At 62.3% G+C, this 22,871-nt stretch carries 19 protein-coding genes, 3 pseudogenes and 1 riboswitch; of the genes and pseudogenes, 12 read left to right on the top strand and 10 right to left on the bottom strand.

The window, feature by feature from the left end:
- Nucleotides 1-4 precede the first annotated feature (4 nt).
- The gene (locus tag DBO86_RS23980) at nucleotides 5-3,169 is read left to right on the top strand and encodes a CusA/CzcA family heavy metal efflux RND transporter (RefSeq protein ID WP_108235069.1); all 3,165 of its coding nucleotides are present in this window, start codon (nucleotides 5-7) and stop codon (nucleotides 3,167-3,169) included.
- A 241-nt stretch (nucleotides 3,170-3,410) separates the two neighbouring features.
- Here the strand turns inward: DBO86_RS23980 and DBO86_RS23975 are convergent, their stop codons facing one another.
- Nucleotides 3,411-3,626: a hypothetical protein gene (locus DBO86_RS23975; RefSeq protein WP_108235068.1), complete on the bottom strand. Its 216-nt coding sequence runs from the start codon at nucleotides 3,624-3,626 to the stop codon at nucleotides 3,411-3,413.
- Between the two features lie 402 nt (nucleotides 3,627-4,028).
- Between DBO86_RS23975 and DBO86_RS23970 the strand changes: the two genes are divergently transcribed.
- Entirely contained in the window at nucleotides 4,029-4,949 is a 921-nt protein-coding gene (locus DBO86_RS23970) for a cation diffusion facilitator family transporter (RefSeq protein WP_108235067.1), read from the top strand.
- 215 nt (nucleotides 4,950-5,164) lie between these two features.
- Here DBO86_RS23970 and DBO86_RS23965 read toward each other — a convergent pair whose 3' ends face one another.
- The 4 genes and pseudogenes from DBO86_RS23965 to DBO86_RS23950 form a co-directional block, all read right to left on the bottom strand.
- Nucleotides 5,165-5,626 (bottom strand): methyltransferase family protein, encoded by a 462-nt coding sequence (locus tag DBO86_RS23965; RefSeq protein ID WP_108235066.1) that lies wholly within the window; start codon nucleotides 5,624-5,626, stop codon nucleotides 5,165-5,167.
- A gap of 4 nt (nucleotides 5,627-5,630) precedes the next feature.
- Nucleotides 5,631-6,311 (bottom strand): DsbA family protein, encoded by a 681-nt coding sequence (locus tag DBO86_RS23960; protein ID WP_108235065.1) that lies wholly within the window; start codon nucleotides 6,309-6,311, stop codon nucleotides 5,631-5,633.
- Nucleotides 6,308-6,742, bottom strand: a complete 435-nt coding sequence (locus tag DBO86_RS23955; protein ID WP_177326207.1) for a disulfide bond formation protein B — start codon at nucleotides 6,740-6,742, stop codon at nucleotides 6,308-6,310. The genes DBO86_RS23960 and DBO86_RS23955 overlap by 4 nt, the downstream gene beginning before the upstream one ends.
- 206 nt (nucleotides 6,743-6,948) lie before the next feature.
- Nucleotides 6,949-7,137: pseudogene (locus DBO86_RS23950) on the bottom strand (integrase core domain-containing protein); the annotation flags it as partial.
- Between the two features lie 647 nt (nucleotides 7,138-7,784).
- On the opposite strand from DBO86_RS23950, the gene DBO86_RS23945 reads away from it, so the two are divergent.
- A complete protein-coding gene (locus DBO86_RS23945) occupies nucleotides 7,785-7,973 on the top strand; it encodes a hypothetical protein (protein ID WP_128579033.1) in 189 nt (62 codons plus the stop codon).
- Between the two features lie 222 nt (nucleotides 7,974-8,195).
- Here the strand turns inward: DBO86_RS23945 and cobM are convergent, their stop codons facing one another.
- Nucleotides 8,196-8,951: a precorrin-4 C(11)-methyltransferase gene (gene cobM / locus DBO86_RS23940; RefSeq protein WP_084342193.1), complete on the bottom strand. Its 756-nt coding sequence runs from the start codon at nucleotides 8,949-8,951 to the stop codon at nucleotides 8,196-8,198.
- Entirely contained in the window at nucleotides 8,948-9,385 is a 438-nt protein-coding gene (locus DBO86_RS23935; protein ID WP_108235062.1) for a cobalamin biosynthesis protein, read from the bottom strand. Before DBO86_RS23935 ends, cobM begins: the two co-directional genes overlap by 4 nt.
- 86 nt (nucleotides 9,386-9,471) lie before the next feature.
- Nucleotides 9,472-9,664, top strand: a riboswitch (cobalamin riboswitch).
- A gap of 95 nt (nucleotides 9,665-9,759) precedes the next feature.
- On the opposite strand from DBO86_RS23935, the gene cobW reads away from it, so the two are divergent.
- The 6 genes and pseudogenes from cobW to DBO86_RS23905 form a co-directional block, all read left to right on the top strand.
- Nucleotides 9,760-10,809 carry a cobalamin biosynthesis protein CobW gene (gene cobW / locus DBO86_RS23930; RefSeq protein ID WP_003464886.1) on the top strand — a complete coding sequence of 350 codons (1,050 nt, stop codon included), beginning with the start codon at nucleotides 9,760-9,762 and terminating at the stop codon, nucleotides 10,807-10,809.
- A 74-nt stretch (nucleotides 10,810-10,883) separates the two neighbouring features.
- The gene (gene cobN, locus DBO86_RS23925) at nucleotides 10,884-14,630 is read left to right on the top strand and encodes a cobaltochelatase subunit CobN (protein ID WP_108235061.1); all 3,747 of its coding nucleotides are present in this window, start codon (nucleotides 10,884-10,886) and stop codon (nucleotides 14,628-14,630) included.
- A 286-nt stretch (nucleotides 14,631-14,916) separates the two neighbouring features.
- Nucleotides 14,917-15,918 (top strand): magnesium chelatase ATPase subunit I, encoded by a 1,002-nt coding sequence (locus DBO86_RS23920; protein ID WP_108235060.1) that lies wholly within the window; start codon nucleotides 14,917-14,919, stop codon nucleotides 15,916-15,918.
- Nucleotides 15,900-16,610 carry a vWA domain-containing protein gene (locus tag DBO86_RS23915; RefSeq protein WP_244185613.1) on the top strand — a complete coding sequence of 237 codons (711 nt, stop codon included), beginning with the start codon at nucleotides 15,900-15,902 and terminating at the stop codon, nucleotides 16,608-16,610. Before DBO86_RS23920 ends, DBO86_RS23915 begins: the two co-directional genes overlap by 19 nt.
- Nucleotides 16,607-17,368 (top strand): precorrin-6A synthase (deacetylating), encoded by a 762-nt coding sequence (cobF, locus tag DBO86_RS23910; protein ID WP_108235058.1) that lies wholly within the window; start codon nucleotides 16,607-16,609, stop codon nucleotides 17,366-17,368. Before DBO86_RS23915 ends, cobF begins: the two co-directional genes overlap by 4 nt.
- A gap of 23 nt (nucleotides 17,369-17,391) precedes the next feature.
- Nucleotides 17,392-17,574, top strand: a pseudogene (locus tag DBO86_RS23905) (IS30 family transposase); the annotation flags it as partial.
- On the opposite strand, the pseudogene DBO86_RS23900 reads toward DBO86_RS23905, so the two are convergent.
- Nucleotides 17,571-18,560: pseudogene (locus DBO86_RS23900) on the bottom strand (MFS transporter); the annotation flags it as partial. The pseudogenes DBO86_RS23905 and DBO86_RS23900 overlap by 4 nt on opposite strands.
- A 101-nt stretch (nucleotides 18,561-18,661) precedes the next feature.
- A complete protein-coding gene (locus tag DBO86_RS23895; RefSeq protein ID WP_104729420.1) occupies nucleotides 18,662-19,573 on the bottom strand; it encodes a LysR family transcriptional regulator in 912 nt (303 codons plus the stop codon).
- 140 nt (nucleotides 19,574-19,713) lie between these two features.
- Between DBO86_RS23895 and DBO86_RS23890 the strand changes: the two genes are divergently transcribed.
- Together DBO86_RS23890 and DBO86_RS23885 are read left to right on the top strand one after the other, a co-directional pair.
- Nucleotides 19,714-20,457 carry an SDR family oxidoreductase gene (locus DBO86_RS23890; RefSeq protein WP_074856643.1) on the top strand — a complete coding sequence of 248 codons (744 nt, stop codon included), beginning with the start codon at nucleotides 19,714-19,716 and terminating at the stop codon, nucleotides 20,455-20,457.
- A gap of 83 nt (nucleotides 20,458-20,540) precedes the next feature.
- The gene (locus DBO86_RS23885) at nucleotides 20,541-21,110 is read left to right on the top strand and encodes a flavin reductase family protein (RefSeq protein ID WP_108235057.1); all 570 of its coding nucleotides are present in this window, start codon (nucleotides 20,541-20,543) and stop codon (nucleotides 21,108-21,110) included.
- 12 nt (nucleotides 21,111-21,122) lie between these two features.
- Here the strand turns inward: DBO86_RS23885 and DBO86_RS23880 are convergent, their stop codons facing one another.
- Complete coding sequence (locus DBO86_RS23880; RefSeq protein ID WP_108235056.1) at nucleotides 21,123-21,734, bottom strand: LysE family translocator; 612 nt, start codon at nucleotides 21,732-21,734, stop codon at nucleotides 21,123-21,125.
- 94 nt (nucleotides 21,735-21,828) lie between these two features.
- Between DBO86_RS23880 and DBO86_RS23875 the strand changes: the two genes are divergently transcribed.
- Nucleotides 21,829-22,809 carry a GlxA family transcriptional regulator gene (locus tag DBO86_RS23875; protein WP_108235055.1) on the top strand — a complete coding sequence of 327 codons (981 nt, stop codon included), beginning with the start codon at nucleotides 21,829-21,831 and terminating at the stop codon, nucleotides 22,807-22,809.
- Nucleotides 22,810-22,871: the final 62 nt, after the last annotated feature.

Here is a 22,871-nt window from a genome sequence, read left to right as displayed (position 1 = left end):
ACTCATGTTCGAACGTATTCTTCGCTTCGCCATCGAGCAGCGCTGGCTAGTGCTGCTGGCGGTCTTGGGCATGGCGGGCGTCGGGGTTTATAGCTATCAGCGCTTACCTATCGACGCTGTGCCCGACATCACCAATGTACAGGTTCAAATTAACGCCGCAGTCCCAGGCGCGTCGCCGCTTGAAACCGAGCAACGCGTTACCTTCCCCATCGAGACGGCGATGGCCGGCTTGCCCCACCTGCGCCAGACACGTTCATTATCGCGCTCCGGGTTCGCTCAGATCACCGTAATCTTTGATGATGGCACCGATCTCTATTTCGCCCGGCAATTGGTGAGTGAACGGCTGCAGGCCGCGAGCAACGAGCTTCCGCAGGGCGTGGAGGTCACTCTCGGTCCCATCTCCACCGGCCTGGGGGAAATCTTCCTCTGGACGGTCGAGGCCGAGCCCGAGGCGCGCCGTCCTGATGGTCAGCCCTACACGCCGACCGACCTGCGTGAAATCCAGGACTGGATCATCAAGCCGCAGCTGCGAAACGTTCGAGGCGTTGCCGAGATCAACACGATCGGTGGCTTCGCCAAAGAGTATCAGGTAGCGCCCGATCCGAAGCGCATGGCCGCTTACCGAATCACTCTGGAACAGCTCGTCGTTGCGCTTGAGCGCAACAATGCCAACGTCGGCGCCGGCTTCATTGAGCGTAACGGCGAACAGTTGTCGATCCGCACACCTGGCCAGCTCGGCTCCCCCGCGGACATTGGCAATATCGTCCTGAGCAACGCAGGCGGCGCGCCCGTGCGGGTTCGCGATATTGCCGAAGTGGGGATCGGTCGTGAGCTGCGTTCAGGGGCAGCCACCGACAATGGACGCGAGGTGGTCCTTGGGACCGCGTTCATGCTGGTAGGAGAAAATAGCCGTAGCGTGTCGCAGGCCGTCGCGCAGCGCTTGGAGATTATCAACCAGAACCTGCCAAAAGGCGTAAGCGCGATAACGGTCTATGACCGGACCGACCTCGTAGACAAGGCAATCGCCACGGTTCGCAAGAACCTGATCGAAGGCGCGATCCTGGTTATCGCCGTGCTGTTTCTCTTCCTCGGCAACCTGCGTGCAGCCCTGATCACAGCAATGGTCATCCCGTTGTCCATGCTGTTCACCTTCACCGGCATGGCCACCAACAAAGTCAGTGCCAACCTCATGAGCCTAGGGGCTCTCGACTTCGGCATCATCGTCGACGGTGCGGTGGTCATCGTCGAAAACGCCATCCGCCGGCTTGCCCACGCGCAGGAAAAACATGGCAGGATTCTGACCCGTAGCGAGCGTTTCCACGAAGTATTCGCGGCGGCCAAGGAGGCACGGCGTCCGCTCATCTACGGCCAGCTGATCATCATGGTGGTCTACCTGCCCATCTTTGCGCTCACTGGTGTCGAGGGGAAGATGTTCCACCCCATGGCATTCACCGTGGTAATCGCACTGTTGGGTGCCATGATTCTATCGGTCACCTTCGTGCCCGCTGCTGTTGCGCTTTTTGTCACCGGTAAGGTGCAAGAGAAGGACAACCGCCTGATGCGCGCGGCGCGCAATGGCTATGCGCCCGTGCTCGACTGGGTCATGCGTCATCGCACATTGGTATTCAGTGGCGCCGTCGCTAGCGTGCTGCTGTCTGCCCTGCTGGTGATGCGAATGGGTAGCGAGTTCATTCCGAGCCTTAGCGAGGGTGATTTTGCGCTTCAAGCTCTGCGCGTTCCAGGGACCAGCCTCTCCCAATCCGTGGATATGCAGCAGCGGCTGGAAAAGGCAATTGCCGAGCAGGTCCCGGAGGTCAAGCGTACATTTGCCCGAACCGGCACCGCCGAGATCGCGGCTGACCCGATGCCGCCGAATATTTCGGACAGCTATGTGATGCTCAAGCCCAAGGAAGAATGGCCAGATCCGGACAAATCCCGCGAGCAGCTCATTGAGGACATCCAAAAGGCGGCCGCATCTGTGCCGGGCAGCAACTATGAGATGTCTCAGCCGATCCAGTTACGCTTTAACGAGCTAATTTCCGGAGTTCGCAGCGATGTGGCCGTTAAGGTGTTCGGGGACGATATGGATGTTCTCAACAAAACAGCTGATGACATCGCGGCGATATTGCAAGACGTACCAGGCGCTTCCGAAGTTAAAGTGGAGCAGACGACGGGCCTCCCATTGCTGAGCGTCAATGTGGATCGTGACAAGGCGGCACGCTTCGGGCTCAACATCGGCGATGTGCAGGATACCGTCGCCGCCGCGATTGGCGGACGGGAAGCCGGAACCTTTTTTGAGGGTGACCGTCGTTTCGACATCGTTGTTCGTCTTTCCGATACGCTGCGTGCCGATCCGGATGTGCTGGCTCGCCTGCCGATTCCGGTGCCAGCGGTAGCGGGTGCTGCCAACGACCGAATCGACTTTATCCCGCTGGCTGAGGTTGCCACGCTGGAATTCGTGCTGGGCCCGAATCAGATCAGCCGTGAGGATGGCAAGCGTCTGGTGGTGGTAAGCGCCAACGTTCGAGGGCGTGACATTGGCAGTTTCGTCCAAGATGCGTCTGCAGCAATCGCTGAACGAAACCCGGTACCGCCCGGTTACTGGACGACGTGGGGTGGGCAGTTCGAGCAGCTGCAGGCTGCCGCCAAGCGCCTGCAGCTGGTCGTCCCAGTCGCCTTACTGCTGGTCTTCGTGCTGCTGTTCATGATGTTCAACACACTGCGCGATGGGCTGGTCGTCTTCACTGGCATTCCGTTCGCGCTTACTGGGGGAATTCTTGCACTCTGGCTCCGGGACATTCCCCTCTCAATTTCCGCTGGCGTCGGGTTCATCGCGTTGTCGGGTGTGGCAGTACTCAACGGACTGGTGATGATTGCTTTCATTAAAGGATTGCTAGAGGAAGGCCGGCCTTTATCCGAGGCTGTGCGTGAGGGCGCACTGGTGCGATTGCGCCCAGTCCTGATGACAGCGTTGGTGGCGTCGCTCGGCTTCGTCCCGATGGCGTTGGCCACAGGGACCGGTGCGGAAGTCCAGCGGCCTCTAGCAACCGTAGTCATTGGCGGCATCCTCTCCTCGACGGCACTGACGTTGCTGGTATTGCCTGCGCTCTATTACACGGTCCTGCAAGGCCGCGTGAGACGTAACGAAGAGGATGAGGAAGCGAGCTGATATTGGTTCTCGCATAAAAAGGCCAGGCTTGATGCCTGGCCTTTTTATGAACTTCGAATCGAAGCTTAGAATGGTTCACTGAGGATTTATGGTCCCAATGCTCTGGTAACGACTGGCGGACACGTTATCTGGAAGCAAAAAAAGCGCCTCGAAAGGCGCTTGAAATACAACTTTACCAACGGTATTCTGAAGCTATCGGAGGCGGAGATTGTTCGGAATGAAGCGGTTAGTCAGTTTTAGTTTATTTCTTGATTTGCATATTGCTCTGATCTGGTCGCGTACTCTTAGCTTCTAGAGCGTCTAATTTTTTTTCAGCAGCCTCGGATCCGTGAATTCTTTTTTGATCTGCACGGAATTTTTCATTGAATTTCATTGAACGATCGTAGCCATCTCCCGCATAAGACAATGCGGAGCCGAAGATTACAGATCCAACAACAACAGCTTTCAACAGATTCATAGACAGTCCTCGCCAAATTCAAAGTGGTTTGTTGAGCTTTTCCTGTGAGCTCTACAGGTTCGAATGAATTTTGCGTGACTGAAGATAACGGCAGTGTGAGCCAAACATTACATTATTGAAATGTAATGCGATGTTCGGCAGTGCAGCTTGGGCCCACAGAATGATCGAAAGATTACAGATCTGTCATATTCAGATCATGACAAGGGTCGGCCTGTTATCGGCAGTTTGTAGGGAATGACGCACGAACGCGGGCGGTGGTGGTCGGATTCCTGTCAATGGTTTGGAAGCTGTTTCCGTGCAAGACGATATAAATGGCTATTATTTTCTATTTGTTGATGGGCAGCTGTTTGGCTTGCTAGCCATTAGTCTAATACTGGTTTTTTAATAGGCGGTTATAAATCAATGGTTCACGAACATAACCATAATACTGAAGCCATAGGCGATAAGCGTCTAATCGCTGCTATTGGCGTCAATACAGCATTAACACTGGCGCAAATAGTCGGCGGAATACTTTCTGGTAGCTTATCGCTCATAGCAGACGCACTACATAATTTGAGCGATGCCGCATCACTGGTTATTGCGCTGATCGCACGTAAAATCGGTCGCAGGCCGCCAGATGCTTTTAAAACCTTTGGCTACCGGCGCAGTGAAACCATAGCGGCTTTGATCAACTTGGTCACGCTGATTATCGTCGGCCTCTATCTTATCTATGAGGCCATAGGCCGGTTGTTTTCCCCGCAGCCCATTGAAGGTTGGACGGTGGTCGTGGTCGCAGGAGTAGCCTTGGTTGTAGATATCGTCACTGCCTTTCTCACATACTCGATGTCTAAGGACAGCATGAACATAAAGGCGGCATTTTTGCACAATGTGTCGGATGCACTGGCCTCCGTTGGAGTGGTTATCGCCGGGACATTGATACTTCTTTATGGGTGGTACTGGGCGGATACTGTACTGACGCTGATGATTGCTGGTTACGTGCTCTGGCAGGGCTTTAGCATGCTGCCTAAAACCATTCACTTGTTGATGGAAGGCGCACCAGAAGGGGTTTCCATCGCCGATATAATCAACGTCATGGAGCAAGTAGACGATGTTGAGAGCGTTCACCACGTACATGTTTGGGAAATCGCGGAACATACAATTGCATTGGAAGCCCACGTTGTCATAAAGAAGGCTAGTCTGCCTGATATCGAACGAGTGAAGACCGATTTAAAACGAGTACTCCATGAGCAATTCAAAGTCAGCCACTCGACACTTGAAATGGAGCTAGACGGCAGTGTTTGTATCGACACCAGGCAGGCCGAAAATCATCGCAGCGAAGCATAAGCCTGCTTTGCTTTTACCGCTGTCACTTGACAGTTAACTCGATATCAACGGAGCGAATTCGCGTGCGGCACTCGTTGGCGCTATGCCCTTGACCTTAGAAATGCTAACGGCATGTGGCCAAAGTAGCTCGCCACGAGGAGATCAGGCTAGGTCGTGGCACCTTCAGCAGGCTGCCGCGACGAGTAAGCCCCGCCAGTCGCTACCGCCGCCGACGCTCAGAGCCAGCGGCGGACTCGTGCACGGTAGCGGGCGAATGATTCGCCGAACAGTGCTTCCAGCGCCCACTCTTCGGGTGTGATCTGGAAACGGTTCATGTACAGCACGAAAGCAACCACGCCAAGCAGGGTTAGAGGCGAAGCCAAGACCAGCGCCCAAGCCGCCAGGATAATGGCAAAGCCTAAGTACATGGGGTTGCGGCTGTACCGGTAGATGCCAGCCTCCACTAATGCCGAAGCCTGCTGCGGCTGCAATGGTTTAACCGTTGTACGCGCGCGGCGAAACGACAGGACGCCGGCGAGGCACACGCCGAGCCCCAGGAGCAGTACCGGCAAAGCGAAGGTCAGGCGCGCGGTCCATGCCAGTTCGAAACCCGGCAATTTGGTTCCCGACAAACCCATCAGCACAGCGATCAGGCCTGCCACGAGCAGCGGTGGCACGCGATTTTCCAGCGCGCTCATAGTGTCATTCCCGTGCCTTGGCCACTTCGCTGTTCACCAATTGGCGCAGCGGCTCCGGGCCAAACTCGCTGAGCGCACGACCATTGACAAAAAAAGTCGGCGTGCCACGAACCCCAACGGCCTTAACGTCCTGCATGTCCGTTTCCAGCACGGCGTTGACGCCAGGCGTATGCATGTCCTGGCGGGCCTGTTCCAAGTTCAAACCGACGCGCTCTGCAGCAGCCCATGCCTGCGTTACCTTGGGGTCGTCGTGCCAACCGGGTTGGGCCTCCAGCACAGCCTCCAGCACTTTTTCATGGAGATTTTGCTTACGCGCCGCCTCCAGCATCCGCGCCACTTCTTCCGAACCCTGATGAAACAGTACATAGCGCAGCACTAGACGTACATCTTCCGGGTTCTCGGCGAGGATCTGCTTCACATAGGGATGGAAGGCGCGGCATGCCTCGCATGAAGGATCGAAGAATTCGACGATGGTCACTGGAGCCTGCGCCGGACCGAACACTGGTGAGTGGAAGCGAACCAATTGGCCGCCGTTCTGTTTGGGTTGTGTCCCGGTCTCTTGGGCGGTCGAACCGGGAGCCTGGGCCTGTTGAGGCGACTGCGAGGGGGAATAGAAGAATGCGGCGGCAGCAAAGACGGCCAGGATCACGACACTGACGATCAGGACCACGGAACGGCGATTCATGGGGTGGTTCTCCGACGGATGATAATGAGCAGGATGGCGATAAGGATAAAAGCGAACAAGGCGAGTGCCGGCAGGGGCACCACGCCGAAGAGGGTCATTCCGGCGCCTGAGCAGGATGGACCGGTGGCCGTGCAGGGCTGGATCGGCTGTGGAATCAGCCCTGCATAGAGCAGCGTGTGAACAAATGCCAGTGCCGCACCGATAGTGGTCAGCGGTAGGGCATAACGCCAGACTGTAAAATCCGAGCGGTAGCAGGCGATGGCCAGAATCACCGCCAGCGGAAACATAAAGGCACGCTGGAACCAGCACAACACGCAGGGTGCTTGGCCCATTACCTCACCAATGAACAGCGCGGACAGGGTCGATACCAGTGCGAACAGCCAGGTTAGCAGCAGCAGGTTCCAGGTCATATTGGAACGTTGAGGGATCATTGCGGTGAACTCTTGGCGTTGGCGAACACTAGCGTCAGAGCCCGCATCCGATGGATTTGAAACATCATGCTCCCTCTTATCTGAAAAACTTGTTAGGAGTGTTGCAGGCTTCGCCCAACGACACACTAGAAGCTGAAAGCAACTAGGCAGGTCTGTCCCGGGGTTGGCGGACAGATAGTTGAGAGCTACTGCTCGCGTTTGGCCGCTCAAACCTTGATCGGACTAAGGTAGCCCAGCGTCGAGTGGCGCCGAGGGTGATTGTATAAGCGGATGTAGTCGAGCAGGTCGGTTTTCGCTTCATAGCGAGTCAGGTACACCAGTTCGGCGTTAAACGAGCTGAAAAAGCTCTCTATCGCCGCATTATCCCAACAGCTCCCTGCCGCAATCCGAGTACAGCGGCATCTCCGATCGTGGCTGCGGGCATGCGACGGCCATCACCAGCGCGGCATGTACGTTGGCTTATTGAGATCGTTGCAAAAAACCGCCGCGCGATATTCGCAACGGCCGGCACATTGGCGCTACGGAGTAATGACCGGCTAACGCCTCGATAGCGCGAGCCTTACATCGCTGGCTGCGAAAAATCGCGCTCCTGGGATCTGGATAGACCAAATATCTCATGCCTTTTCCGCTTTTTCACCTCAGTGGCAAGCATGAACAAGGTGCTCTAGCACCGTGGAGATGGCGGTTCGACGAGGCGCTGCTCCGTGGAGGCAGTGTCTTGTTGTTCCTACGCGCCTCTTGAGCAGGGTCTGCAGGTCAACGGAGTGAGGCGCGGCAAAGGTTTTATGTGCTGTAGAGTTGCAGCAGTGTGATGCCAAAGCCTAAGTTGCAGCAGCAATCTTGGGCTCCACAGCATGCACGTTGTATGTACGGTGAAATTGTCAAAATATTTTGGCAAAAATCGTTGTTCTAGTCAGTTCTCTACACGTTGATTGTCGAAATATTATTATTTGAAAGCTGACTCTAATCGACCTCAGCCCCCGATTTATAGTTCTGAAATTGTCAGAATTATTTGTAAGCCACCAGGTTGGCCGATGGCGTGGTGTTCCACACCCAGGTCATGGTCAACCCGGGCAATACCAGCGAATGGATCGTGTTCTTCAACAAGGATGCGGGGCGCAGCTTCTTTCTGGTGGACGCTGCCGAGCAGGTGCAGACCTTTACCAGTCTGGATGCGTTGATGGTTGAGCTGCGTGGCTTGGGTATCAAACGGGTGGAAGTACAGCTCTGAGCAGTTGCTCACAGTTGGCGTGGATCAAGCTGTGGATATCCTCGTGACAGTTGGCTGAAGCCGTTGAAAATAGGGCTCTACAGTCAGTTGTACAGAAAGTGCTCGCCAGCTTGCCCACTATCCACAGCTTGATTGGATAAGTCGCTTCCTATCCTGTTGATAAAGCTCTGAAGGCCTCACGCGGAAAGGCTTTCAGCGCTTTGTACGGTTTATCGCCAGGGTTCAGGCACTGCCGGGGCGGTAGAGGTGCCGATGCGCTGCGTCATACAGCGCAGATTCCGCGAAGGCGCCTGGATTGAGCACGCGGCCGACCAGGATCAGCGCCGTGCGGCGGAAGTCCTTGGCGGCGACCCTTTCTTCGATATCGCTCAGTGTGCCCAGCACCCAGTCCTGATCCGGCCAACTCGCTCTGTGGATAATCGCGATGGGGCAGTCGGCGCCATAGTGCGGCAGTAGTTCTTCGACGATGGCCGGTAGATGGCGCACGCCGAGGTGGATGGCCAGGGTTGCGCGGTGTCGCGCCAGGTCGTGTAGTTGCTCGCCCTCGGGCATCGGCGAGGAGGTGCCGTAGCGGGTGAGGATCACCGTCTGAGCAATGCCGGGTAGGGTCAGCTCGGATTCCAGCAACGCCGCACAGGCAGCGGTGGCAGTGACCCCGGGAATGATCTCGAAGGGGATGCCGAGCGCCCGCAGCTCGCGAATCTGTTCGCCAATGGCGCCGTATAGCGACGGGTCGCCCGAGTGCACGCGGGCCACGTCCAGGCCGCGTTCATGGGCCTGGCGTAGCAGCGTGATGATCTCGCCCAGGTGCAGCTCGGCGGTGTTGACTACCTGCTCGGCGCTGTGACCTTGCAGCACGGCTTCGGGCACCAGCGAGCCGGCATAGAGAATCACCGGGCAGCTGTGGATAAGTCGCTGGCCCTTGACGGTGATCAGTTCAGGATCGCCGGGGCCGGCACCGATAAAGTAGACGGTCATGCAGGTTCTCTATCGAAGGTGGCTAGCGCACAGGTGGCGCTGGCGCTGCGGGTTTTCTCTCCGAGCAGGCAGGGCGATGTGCCCAGGCGCGCTGCCAATGCCAGGGCACAAGGCTCCGCTACGGCGGGACTGCCTGTGGCTGCTTGAGTCAATGCACTGCCGGTGGTCATGGCTTGATAGGTGCTCAGTTGCTCGGGTGCGAAGAACACCAACTCCAGGGCCAGGTGCTCGGCCAGGCCATGCAGGCTGGCTTCGTTGCGCTTGTGGGCGATGCTGGCCAGGCCGGCGAGGTTGTCCACCGTCAGCTCATGCCGAGCCAGGCTGTGGATAAGCTGGTCGAGCAGCTCGTCCTGGCTGCAGCCACGTCGACATCCCAGCCCGGCGACGACCTGTATCGATGAGGCAGAAGGATGATCGGAGGTGGTCGGCAACATGAGTGGTATTCGGGCTTAGCGGTGGCGTAGCTCATCATGGCACCTGCCAGCGGTCAACCGTGATTGACCGGCCGCTGCGGCCTGCGTAGCCTTCTCGCTTTCGAGGTTCTTCCCGGCTAACCGCTGGGGAGCTAAGAGGGAACAGGGTGATGCCCTGGCTGCCCCCGCAACTGTAAACGGTCTTAAACCCTTCAATACACCACTGCCTTAGGCGGGAAGGTGAAGGGCACGCGATGCGCGACCGTGAGCCAGGAGACCTGCCTCGACTGACTAGCCACTTGCTCGGACGGGGTGATCCGACGCGGCCAGCACGCCCTTGCGTGCTCGCCTGCGCGTACCCGTCCGCCGAACTTACCGACGCCACGGGGCCCGCCATGAAAACCCTCGCCAAACTGCCTGTCACCATCGTCACCGGTTTTCTCGGTGCCGGCAAAACCACTCTGCTGCGTCACCTGCTGGCCAATGCCGGCGGCCGCCGTATCGCGGTGATCGTCAACGAGTTCGGCGAGCTGGGCATCGATGGCGAAATCCTCAAGCAATGCTCCATCGGCTGCAGCGAGGAGGAGGCCAATGGCCGTGTTTTCGAACTGGCCAACGGCTGCCTGTGCTGCACCGTGCAGGAAGAATTCTTCCCGGTGATGCGCGAGCTGGTGGCGCGCCGTGGCGATCTTGACCATATCCTCATCGAGACCAGTGGCCTGGCGCTGCCCAAGCCTTTGGTGCAGGCCTTCAACTGGCCGGAAATCCGCAACGCCTGCACGGTCGACGCGGTGATCACTGTGGTCGACAGCCCGGCGGTGCTCGCCGGCACCTTCGCCGCCTTCCCCGATCAGGTGGACGAGCAGCGCAAGCTCGACCCCAACCTCGACCACGAATCGCCGCTGCACGAGCTGTTCGCCGACCAGTTGGCCAGCGCCGACCTGGTGATCCTCAACAAGGCCGATCTGCTCGACGCCGAGGCACTGGCCGCCGTGCGCGCCGAGGTGGCCGAAGAGCTGCCGCCGGCAGTCAAGGTGATCGAGGCGCACGGCGGCGAACTGCCGCTGGACGTGCTACTCGGCCTGAACAGCGAAACCGAGCTGCATATCGACAGCCGTCGCACCCACCATGACGATGAAGACGAAGACCACGATCATGAGGAATTCGACTCGTTCCACGTGGAACTACCGGAAACAGAGGAGGCGCGCCTGCTGGCTGCGTTGAAGGACGCTGTGGCCAAGTACGGCATCCTGCGTGTGAAAGGCTTCGCTGCCATCCCTGGCAAACCCATGCGTCTGCTGGTGCAGGGCGTTGGCCAGCGTTTCGACCGCCACTTCGACCGCGCCTGGCAGGCCGACGAGCCGCGCCTGAGCCGCCTGGTGGTGATCGGCCAGCAGCTCGACCGCGCGGCTATCGAAGCCGAGCTGAAGGCGGCGCTGGCTTGATAATGATCGCCCGCAAGCGGGCTCCTACACACCCTGTAGGAGCCCGCTTGCGGGCGATGTACTTGGATTCGTAGATGCACTTACTGCGCACCCAACCCGGCGCTCAACTGCCGGCAGACAGCATCGCCGACCTCGGCCAGACGCCTGCCGATCTGGTGATCCTGTGCACGGGTGATTCGCACCTTTCCCTGTTAGCCGAAGCCGCCCGGCAACTGCCGGACGACTACCCCAGTCTGCGTCTGGCCAGCCCGGCGCAACTGAGCAACAACGCCTCGGTGGATTATTACGTCGAGCAGGTGCTGCAGCATGCCAAGGTCATCCTGATCTCGGTGCATGGCGGCGTGAGCTACTGGCGCTACGGCGTCGAGCGGCTGGTTGAGCTGGGTGCGCGCGGCGCCACGGTGATCATGGTGCCGGGTGACGACAAGCCCGACCCGGAGCTGAGTGCGCTCGGCAACGTCGCCGAGCAAGACAGCCAGCGCCTGTGGCAGTACCTGCGCCAGGGTGGGCTGGACAATGCCCGCCAGCTGTTCCGCTGCATCGGCAGCCGCTGGCTAGGGCGTGACGACACTTGGCAGGAGCCGCAGCCGCTGCCGCGTGTCGGTCTTTATCACCCGCAGCGTAGCCTGGCCACGCTGGCCGCCTGGCAGGCGCAGTGGCAACCGGACGCGCCCGTGGTGGCGCTGCTGTTCTACCGCAACCATGTGCAGTCGGCGAACACCGTCTTCGTCGATACCTTCTGCCAGCACCTGTTCGGCCAGGGCCTTAACCCGCTACCCATTGCTGTGGCCAGCCTCAAGGAACCTGCCTGCCTGGATCAGGTGCAGGCCTGGCTGGATGACACCGACGCCGCGCTGATCATCAACACCACCGGCTTCGCCCTATCCAACCCCGAGGCGCCGCAGGCGCGGGTCTTCCGCCGCGATATCCCGGTACTGCAGGCCATCTGCTCGCTGGACAACCACGCGCAGTGGCAGGCCAGCACTCAGGGCCTGGGCTCGCGTGACCTGGCCATGCATGTGGTGTTGCCCGAGCTGGATGGCCGGCTGATCGGCACCGCCATCAGCTTCAAGGGGCTGGCCTGGCGTAGCGAGCGCAGCCAGAGCGACGTGGTGTGCTACCAGGCGCATGAGTCGGGCATGGCTTATGTCGCTGAACTGGCAGGTAAATGGTGTCAGTTGGCGATCAAAAGCAACGATCAGAAGCGAATCGGCTTGATTCTGGCCAACTACCCGACCCGCGATGGGCGCATCGGCAACGGTGTCGGCCTGGATACGCCCGCCGCCGCGCTGAATATCCTGCAGGCGCTGCAACAGCAGGGCTATCCAGTGGATAACCTGCCGGACAGCGGCACCGAACTTGTCCACAGCCTGCTCGGTGGCGTGACCAACGACCTCGATGGTCTGGATACCCGGCCCTGTGCACAGAGCCTGGCGCTGGATGACTATCTGGGGTTTTTCCACAGCCTGCCTGAACAGAATCAACAAGCCGTGCGCGAGCGCTGGGGCGAGCCGCAGGACGATCCGATGTTCCGCAGCGGGCGGATGATGGTTGCTGGCCTGCGTTTCGGCCTGACCTTCGTCGGCATCCAGCCGGCACGCGGTTATCAGCTCGATCCGGCGGCGGTCTACCACGACCCCGATCTGGTGCCGCCGCACGGCTATATCGCCTTCTACGCCTGGCTGCGCACGGCGTTCGCCGCCGATGCGCTGATCCACGTCGGCAAGCACGGCAATCTGGAATGGCTGCCGGGCAAGAGCGTTGGCCTGTCCGAGGGCTGCTGGCCGCAGGCGCTGATCGGCCCGCTGCCCAACGTCTACCCGTTTATCGTCAACGATCCGGGCGAGGGCGCGCAGGCCAAGCGTCGCACCCAGGCAGTGATCATCGACCACCTGATGCCGCCGCTGACCCGCGCCGAGAGCTATGGCCCGCTGCGCGATCTGGAGCGCCTGGCTGACGAGTATTTCGAGGCCAGCCAGCTCGACCAGCGCCGCGCCATGGAGCTGCGTGGCGAGATTCTGGCCAAGGTGCGCGAGGCCAGCCTCGACCGCGAGCTGGGCCTGCAACTCAATGATGACGATGACAGTTGGTTGCCGCAGCTCGACGCCTACCTGTGCGACCTCAAGGAATCGCAGATCCGCGATGGCCTGCACGTATTTGGCGAGTCACCCGCCGGGCAACTGCGCCGTGACACCCTGCTGGCGCTGCTGCGCATCCCCCGTGGCGATGGCCAGGGTGCCAATGCCAGCCTGCTACGTGCGCTGGCCCGTGGCCTGGAACTGGGCCTCGATCCGCTGGATTGCGATATGGGTCAGCCCTGGGAGGGGCTGCGTCCACAGGCGTTGCAGGCTGTGGATAACAGCCTGTGGCGCACCGTGGGTGATACCCGCGAGCGCCTGGAGCTGCTGGCATTGAGATTGATCGAGCAGCGCCTGGCGGGCGAGCGTATCGACGCTTTTGGCGCCGAGGTGGCGTTGATCCTCGACGGCTTGGCCGAGCATATCGCACCGCTGCTCGATGCCTGCGGCGACGCCGAGATGGGCGGCCTGCTGGCGGCGTTGGAGGGGCGTTTCGTGCCCGCCGGGCCGAGCGGCGCACCCAGTCGCGGGCGCCTCGATGTGCTGCCCACAGGGCGCAACTTTTTCACCGTCGACGTGCGCCACCTGCCCACGCCCACCGCCTGGCGCCTCGGCGTGCAGGCGGCGGATCGCCTGCTGGAGCGCCATCTACAGGACGAAGGCGATCACCTGCGCCAACTCGGCCTGTCGGTATGGGGCACGGCGACCATGCGTACCGGCGGCGACGATATCGCCCAGGCCCTGGCGCTGATGGGCGTGCGCCCGGTGTGGCAGCCGGGCAGCCAGCGCGTCGAGCGCTTCGAGGTGTTGCCGCTGGAGCAGTTGAGTCGGCCACGGGTGGACGTCACCCTGCGCGTATCCGGCTTCTTCCGCGATGCCTTCAGCAACCTGATTCGCCTGTTCGACGAGGCCGTGCAGGCAGTGATCGAGCTGGACGAACCGGAAGACATGAACCCGCTGTCGGCGCGGGTCTGGCGCGAATCGCTGGCGCTCAAGGATGGCGGCCTGGATGAAGCCGAAGCGCGGCGTCAGGCCGGCTGGCGGGTGTTCGGCGCCAAACCGGGGGCCTATGGCGCTGGGGTGCAGAACGCCATCGAGGAGCGCCTGTGGCAGAGCCGCGCGGATTTGGCCGAGGTCTACCTGAACTGGGGCGGCTACGCCTACGGTAGCGGCGCCGAGGGCGCGCCCGCACGGCAGCGCTTCGTCGAGCGCCTGGAGCAGATGCAGGCGGTGCTGCACAACCAGGACAACCGCGAGCACGACATCCTCGATTCCAACGACTACTACCAGTTCCAGGGCGGCATGCTGGCGGCGGTGGAAACCCTGCGCGGGCTCAAGGTGGCCAGCTACTTCGGCGACAACAGCCAGCCGGACACGCCGCGCATTCGTAGCCTCAAGGAAGAACTCAATCGCGTGGTGCGTGCCCGCGCCGCCAACCCCAAATGGATCGAGGGCATGAAGCGCCACGGCTACAAGGGCGCCTTCGAGCTGGCCGCGACCATCGACTACCTGTTCGCCTTCGACGCCACCAGCGAGCTGGTCGATGACCACCAGTACGCACTGCTCACCGATGCCTACCTGCTCGACAAAGGTACCCGCGACTTTATCCAGCAGCACAACCCCGGCGCGCTCAACGATATCCTCGAACGCCTGCTGGAAGCCCAGCAGCGCGGCCTGTGGGAGAATCCCGGCGACTACCGCGAAGCGCTGGAGAACCTGCTGCTCGATAGCGAGGAATCATGAAGCGACACTTTCCTGTAGGGTGGGTTAGCCGCCTGTCATGGTTGCTGGCCAACTCGCTGAAGCGGGTGCGGCGTAACCCACCATTGGCGCCACACGGTATATCGCCTGGTGGGTTACGCGGCGCGCCGAGTTTTTCTGCAGATACAAGGCCGGCGTTCTGCGCCGCTAACCCACCCTACGGGTGCAGCGTGCCCCTTGTGGGAGGCGCTTTAGCGGCGACAGGCTCGCGGCTAAAGCCCCTCCCACAACAGCCTGGTGCGACCCTTCACCTCCACGGATCACAGCCATGACCGAACATCACTTCCCCCTCGCCGCCGTGGTCGGCGCCGATTCGCTGAAGCTGGCGCTGTGCCTGGCGGCCATCGACCCGGCCATCGGTGGGGTGCTGATCGAGGGCCCGCGCGGCATGGCCAAGTCCACACTGGCCCGTGGCCTGGCCGACCTGCTGGACGGCGGGCGCTTCGTCACTCTGCCGCTGGGCGCCAGCGAGGAGCGCATCGTCGGCACCCTGGATCTGGACGCGGCGCTGGGCGAAGGCCGTGCGCAGTTCTCTCCCGGCCTGCTGGCCCGTGCTGACGGTGGCGTGTTGTATGTCGATGAGGTCAACCTGCTGCCGGATCATCTGGTCGATCTGCTGCTCGATGCCGCCGCCAGTGGGGTCAACCATGTCGAGCGTGACGGCATCTCCCATCGGCATGCCGCGCGCTTCGTGCTGATCGGCACCATGAATGCCGAGGAGGGCGAGCTGCGCCCGCAACTGCTCGACCGCTTCGGCCTCAACTTGGCCCTCGAGGGTCAGCCGCAACCGACCGAACGTGCCGAGATTGTCCGTCGCCGCCTGGCCTTCGATGCCGACCCTGCTGCCTTCCTGCAGCGCTGGCAAACCGAGCAGGCTGCCCTCGCGGCCCGTTGCCAGAATGCCCGCCAGCGCCTGGCCGATATCCCGCTGGATGATGCGGCGCTGGGCGAGATCAGCCAGCGCTGCTTCGCTGCCGGCGTCGATGGCCTGCGTGCCGACCTGGTCTGGCTGCGCGCCGCCCGTGCCCATGCGGCCTGGCGTGGCGCGGCGGGCATCGAGCCTGTGGATATCGATGCGGTGGAGGACTTCGTTCTGCGCCACCGTCGTCGCCAGCAACAGCCGCCGGCTACCACGCCGCCGGAGCAGCGCCAGGCACCGCAGCAGGCGCAGGAACAGAGTCAGGGCCAAGGTCAGTGGGGCGAACTGCCGGCCCAGCCACAGGCCATGGGCGAGCGGCGGGTGCCGCCGCGCTGGCCAAAAAAGCCCTGAGCATCCGCCCGCGCACAGCCACTGGCGCGGATGCCCGCAACCGGCCCGGAAGACTCGGCGGCGGCCTGCATGGTGCTGCACGTAGCGGCGTGGCCGGTCGTATCGACTGGGCGGCGACTCTGCGCCAGGGCCGGCCGCAACGCCGCGAACAACTGGTTCTGCGCCCGCGCAGCCAGCAGGCCGAAGAGCTATGGCTGGTGCTGGTGGATGCCTCCGCCTCCACCCGCCGCCATGGTGCGCTAAGCCGGGCCAAGGGCGTGCTAGCGGAGGTGTTCGACAGCGCCTATCGCCAGCGCGCGCGCCTGGCCGTGCTGCAGGCCGGTGGCCGCGAAGCGCAATGGCTGTGGCAGGGGCGCAAGGCCAGCGCCGAGCTGCACCGTTGGCTGCACGAATTGGGCGCTGGTGGTGGTACGCCGCTGCTCGATGCCCTGCAACAGGCCGGCGATTGGCTGTTGCGCCGTCAGCGTCTGAAACCGAACGAACGCCAGCGCCTGCTGATCCTGACCGATGGCCGCCTGCGTGATCTGCCAGCGCTGGTGCCCCTGCCGTGCCCAACCCTGCTGCTCGATACCGAACGTGCGCCCATCCGCCTGGGTCGCGCCCGCCAGATGGCGCAGGCGCTACAGGCCGACTACCACCATATCGACGACCTGGCGCCCGGCGCGTCAGGCCGCACCTGGAGAACCCCATGAAAACCCTGCTGCTGGTCGGCATCGGCGCCGGCGACCCGGACTACATCACCTACCAGGCGATCAAGGCGCTGCGCCGCAGCGACGTGATCTTCCTGATGGACAAGGGCGCGGCCAAGCACAAGCTCAACGCCCTACGCCGGGAAATCTGCGCACGTTTCCTCGAAGGCCACATGCCGCGTTTCGCCGAAGGCCTGCAACCGGAGCGCGAACGCGAGGCAGCGGACTACCGCGCCAGCGTCGACGAACTCAACCGCGACAAGCAGGCGGTGTTCGAGCAACTGATCGACGAGCAGATGGCCGACGGCGAGACGGCGGCCTTTATGGTCTGGGGCGACCCATCGCTATACGACAGCAGCATCCGCATCATCGAGGCCATCGCCGCACGGCGTAGCGACTTCGTTTATGACGTGATCCCCGGCATCACCAGCCTGCAGGCGCTGACCGCACGGCATCGCATCCCGCTTAACAGCATCGGCCGCGCCGTGGAAATCACCACCGGCCGCCTGCTCGCCGAAGGCTGGCCGCAAGGCGTGGACAGCGTGGCGGTGATGCTCGACGCCAAGGACACCTACCGCCGCTTCGTCGGTCAGGGCCTGCATATCTACTGGGGCGCCTATGTCGGCACTGCCGATGAAATCCTGATCGCCGGGCCGCTGGATGAGGTGGCTGAGCGCATCGTCACCACCCGCGCCGAGGCGCGGGAGCGCAATGGGTGGATCATGGATAGTTATTTGTTGCGTAAGGATCGGGTGGCGTAGGGGCACGCTGGACGTTAATTACGCAGGCCCGCCGTCAGGTGTGTCGACCGAAGCGAAAGCTGTTGCCGGGTGGTGAGCGCTTCGAGTTGGTGGCGCATATGCTGCGTGAGCGTTTGTCTCCCGAGCAGATTGCCGGCAAGCTGCGCAGCATGAACATTCCCAGCCTCAGAGAGGCCTACGTCTGTCGCGAGACGATCTACGGGGCGGCCAGGGTAAAGGCCGGATACACCGCGACGATCAACGCCACCACGGCAGTCAGGATGGTGCGGCGGCGCCCGACGCGATCCGAATAGCGCCCGACGAAGGGACACAGCAGGGCGGCGAAGAACAGCGCGATCAGGCTGGCCAGCAAAGCCACCGGCCGTGCTGCGCCACCGACCACCTGCATGTAGGTGGTCAGGTAAGTGGTGAACATGTAGAACGACAGCGCCGTGGCGGAGATGAACGCCGACAGGCAGAGCACGGTGCCGCCGTGCTCGCGCAAGGTTTCGCGCAGTGGTGAATGTTCGGGATGAGGTTGCGCAGCCAGGGCCTGGAAGGCCGGTGATTCGTCCAGACGCAGACGCATGTACAAGCCGACCAGACCCAGCGGCGCAGCGATCAGGAAGGGCACGCGCCAGCCCCAGGCCTGCATCTGCGCTTCGTCCAGCCACAAGCCCATGCCGAATACCAGGCCGGCGGCGCAGGCGAATGCCATGAAGGTCGAGACCGGCACGAAGCTGCCATAACGGGCTTTCTGCTCGGTGGGCGCATGCTCCATGACGAAGGCGCAGGCACCGGCGTATTCGCCTCCGGCGGAGAAACCTTGCAGGCAACGCGCCAGCGCCAGCAGCAGCGGGGCGAACAGGCCGATGCTGGCGTAGGTGGGCAGCAGGCCGATCAGCGTGGTGGCGCCGGCCATCAGCAGCACGGTGATCGACAGCACGCGCTTGCGTCCGATCCGATCACCGAGAATGCCGAAGACGATGCCGCCCAGTGGGCGCAGGGCGAACGACACGGCAAACACGGCGAAGGTCTGCAGCAGCGCCAGGGTCGGGTTGCCCGGCGGGAAGAACAGCGAAGCGATGGTCACGGCGAGAAAACCGTAGACGGCGAAGTCGAACCACTCGACGAAGTTACCGATGGCCGAGGCGGCGATCACCTTGTGCAAGGTGGCCGGGCTGACCTGCTGGCCCGTGTGGATGGCATTCATGTAACGCTCCTGATCCCTGATTTAGACGGCTTCAGGCAGGTTATGGAGCGATGGGCGGGGCGGGTGCTTCGCAGGCGACAGCGGCGTTGTCGTGAGCGACCTCAGCCCTGGGGAAACTGTGCCGGGTTGGAAAAGCAGGCGCGCAGGTGATCGAACACCAGGCGCACCCTGGGCGGCACCGGGCCTTGCTGCGGGCGGTAGATGAACAACTGCCAGGGATCGGGTGCCTGCTCGGTCAGCACCGCCTGCAGGCGGCCGTTCTCCAGGTACGGTTGCGCCAGGTAGGCGGGCAACTGGCCGTAGGCCAGGCCGGCGAGCACGGCTTCCAGCTCGGCTTCGGGATCGTCACACACCAGCGCTGGAGTGGGCGGGTGCAGGCTGGGGCCGTGAGCGAAGGTCCACGGCCAGGGGCGGCCGTTCTTGCGGTCGATCAGCACCGACAGCGGCCGCTGCTGCAACTCGTCGAGGTTACGCGGCGCACCACTGGCGGCGATCAGTTGCGGTGTGGCCACCACCTGCAACGGTACGGGTGCGAGGGCGCGGGCGACGTAGCGGCTGTCACGCAGGAAGCCGACGCGGATGCCGATGTCGATCTGCGCTTCCACCGCGTCGGTGATCTCGTCCTCCAGGCGCAGGTTCAGCACCAGCTGTGGGTGCTGCTTGAGCAAGGGCTGCAGGAACGCCACCAGAAAGCGCTTGCCAATGGCCTGCGGCGCGGTGATGCCGATGCGCCCGGCGATGGCCGATTCGGCCTCGGCGCGATGGCCGCGAAACAGCGCATCGAAGTCTTCCAGCATCTGCCGGGCGCGCAGCGCGTAGGCCGCGCCAAAGGCGGTGATATGCACCTGGCGGGTGTTGCGGTGGAACAGAATCTCGCCGAGTTCTTCCTCCAGCGCCTTGATCGCACGTGTCACCGCCTGCGGAGAAATCCTCAGGCGAGTCGCCGCCTCGCGGAAATTGCTGCAGTCGGCCGCGCTGCAGAAGATGCGGATCATCTCCATGCGATTGAGCATGTCGGGGCACCTTCATATTCCAGAATATGGAATATTTTAATCCAAACTCTTCCATTCATTGAAACGGGAATCGCCTATAACGTGAGCTCATGTCCGGCGTATGGCGTGGACACTCCAATCAATCGAGAGAGGGCTTACCCATGAGCAACAATATTTCCGGCAAGGTCGTGGTCATCACCGGCGCCAGCAGCGGCCTGGGCGAAGCCACCGCCCGTCATCTGAGCAAGTTGGGCGCCAAGGTGGTGCTGGGCGCACGGCGCAAAGAGCGTCTCGAGCAACTGGTCAGCGAACTGGTTGCCGCTGGTGGCGAGGCCGTGGCCTACCAGACCGACGTGACCCGCGCCGACGAGGTCAAGGCACTGATCCAGGGCGCACTGGACACCTTCGGCCGCGTCGATGTGCTGATCAACAACGCCGGCCTTATGTCCATTGCACCGATGAGCGATGTGCGCGTCGAGGAGTGGGAGCGCATGATCGACATCAACATCAAGGGCGTGCTGTACGGCATCGCCGCGGCGCTGCCGGTGTTCCAGCAGCAGAATGCCGGGCACTTCATCAACATCGCCTCGGTGGCCGGGATCAAGGTGTTCAGCCCCGGTGGTACCGTCTACAGCGGCACCAAGTTCGCCGTGCGCGCCATCTCCGAAGGCCTGCGCCATGAAGTGGGCGGCAGCATCCGCACCACCACCATCGAGCCGGGCGCGGTGGATTCGGAGCTGAAGTTCGGCAGCTCGCACCAGCAGAGCCGCGACTTCGTCGTCGACTTCTACAAGCAGGCGATTCCGGCGGAATCGGTGGCACGCGCCATTGCCTACGCCATCGAGCAGCCGGCTGACGTCGACATCAACGAGATCGTTCTGCGTCCGACCACGCAGGAGTTCTGATCCATAACCGCTGTTGCAGGCGCTTGCGATGCTGGTTCACCCGAGCCAGCATGCAGGCGCCTTTTTCGCTTTCAGGAGTCTGCATGAGCGCGTCCATTCATTCCGTCGACCTGGCCAAGGCCTACCGTCTACTCAACCACGGGCCGACCGTGCTGGTGTCGGCGCGTCATCAGGCTGTGGATAACGTCATGGCGGCAGCCTGGTGCTGCGCCCTGGATTTCGATCCGCCGAAACTCACCGTGGTGCTGGACAAGGCCACCCGCACCCGCGCGCTGATCGAGGGTAGCGGCCTGTTCGCCATCCAGGTGCCGACCGTGGCGCAGCTGCAACTGACCCAAGCGGTGGGCAACGCCAGCCTGGCCGCCGACCCGGCGAAGCTGGCCCATACCGGCGTCGAGCTGTTCACCATGGAAGACCACGACCTGCCGCTGGTGGCGGGCTGCTCGGCCTGGCTGGTCTGTCGGCTGATCGATGAGCCGCACAACCAGCAGGCCTACGACCTGTTCATCGGCGAGGTGATCGCCGCCTGGGCCGACGAGCGCGTGTTCCGCGATGGCCGCTGGCATTTCGAAACGGCCGACCCGAGCCTGCGCAGCCTGCATCACGTGGCCGGTGGGCATTACTACGCGATTGGTGAGGCGCTCAAGGCCTGATGTCGGGCGTGCTCAGCGCGCCAGCGGTAGCGCTACACCGATCAGCACGAAGAGCACGCCGCAGCTGCGGTTGAAGGCGCTGCCGCCGCGCTGCAACCAGGGGCGTACGCGAAACGCCAGTAGTGCCAGCAGCAGTTCGACGAGGAACTCGACCACGGCGAAGGTCGCTGCCATCACCACGAACTGAACGGCCAGGCCGCGCTGCGGATCGACGAACTGTGGCAGAAAGGCGCCGTAGAACAGGATCACCTTGGGATTCGACAGCGCCGACAGCAGGCCTTGGCGAAACAGCCGGCTGGCGCTGGGGCGGACACCGCTGTCGGCCAGGGTCAGGTTCATCGGTGGCGAGCGCCACAGCTGCACGCCCAGCCAGATCAGGTAGGCGCCGCCGATCCACTTCAGCGCCAGCAGCGCGTTGGGCGCGGTCTTGAGCAGCGCACTGAGGCCGAACATGGCCAGTGCGATCAAGGTACTGAAGCCGACCACACCGCCAAGAATGGTGGCCAGTGCCATGCGTGCGCCGTACAGCCCGCCGTGGGTCAGCGCGAGCAGGCTGTTAGGGCCGGGCGTCAGAGCCAGGCCAAGGGTGGCGACGAAGTAGACGAGCCAGAGTTCTAGAGCCATGCGGGTCTCCTGTTTGGGCGCGGCCAGTCTAGTCAGCGGCAGGTACTTGAATAAGGTAGATTCTGGCTATCTAGCAGTTGATTCTGGACATAACATGGCCGAAAGCCCCGATCTGCGTTTTCTCCTGTTGCCCTTGCCGGAGTTCGCCCTGCTGCCGTTTGGTGGTTTTCTCGACAAGTTGCGTTTTAGCGCCGACGACGAGGACTACAGTCGCCAGCGTTACTGCACCTGGACGATTCTCGGCCTGCAACCAGGGCATGTGCTGTCCAGCAGCGGTGCGGCGCTGCGTATCGAGGCCACGCCGGACGAGCTGAAGCTGGCCGACTACGACTATCTGGTGCTGTTCGGCGGGCGCAACGCGCAGGCCACTGCCGCGCTGGCGCCGACCTATCAGCAGCTGCTGCGTCGCGCAGCCCGCGCTGGGGTGAAGCTGGTGGCGATCGACAATGCCAGCTTCCTGTTCGCCGCCTGCGGCCTGCTCGACGGTCATCGGGTGGCGGTGCACTGGCGCCATGAGGCGGAGTTCCGTGCCAGCTTTCCGCAGCTGCGCCTGGCTCGCGAGCGTCTGTATTGCCTTGATGGTGCGCGGATTTCCTGCGCCGGCGGCACCGCAGCCATCGATCTGGCGGTGGAACTGCTGGCTCAGGGCAGCGGCCGGGCACGGGCGCTCAAGGGCTTGGCCGATATGCTGGTGGACGAAACGCGCAGTGGCCAGCACGCGCTGCGCTCGTTGCACACGACATCGAGCGGCGAGCGCCATGTAGACCGCGCCATCGCCCTGATGCGCCACGGCCTGGCCAGTGCCGATGGCATCGAGCAGCTGGCGGCCAGTGTCGGCATCAGCCGGCGTCAGCTGGATCGCCTGTTTCAGGCCAGCCAGGGCATGAGTGCGCGCGAATACTGGAATGAGCTACGCCTGCAACATGTGCGCTGGCGTCTGCTCAACTCCAGCCACAGCCTGGCGCAACTTGCCGACGAGATCGGCGTCAGCGATGCCAGTCACCTGGGCAAGCTGTTCCGCCAGCGCTTCGGTGTTGCGCCTGGCGCCTTCCGCCGTCAGGGCGGCGCGTTGTAGGAGCCGCGCCTCGCGGCGAATGTGGCGAATAGCCGGCTGCAATTGCTTCGCGCCGGGGCGAC

The sequence above is a fragment of the Ectopseudomonas oleovorans genome, from assembly GCF_003052605.1.
GTDB classification, from domain to species: domain Bacteria; phylum Pseudomonadota; class Gammaproteobacteria; order Pseudomonadales; family Pseudomonadaceae; genus Aquipseudomonas; species Aquipseudomonas oleovorans_A.
The sequence above is the reverse complement of the archived record's forward strand: the minus strand, read 5'-3'. Positions and strand labels throughout refer to the sequence as shown.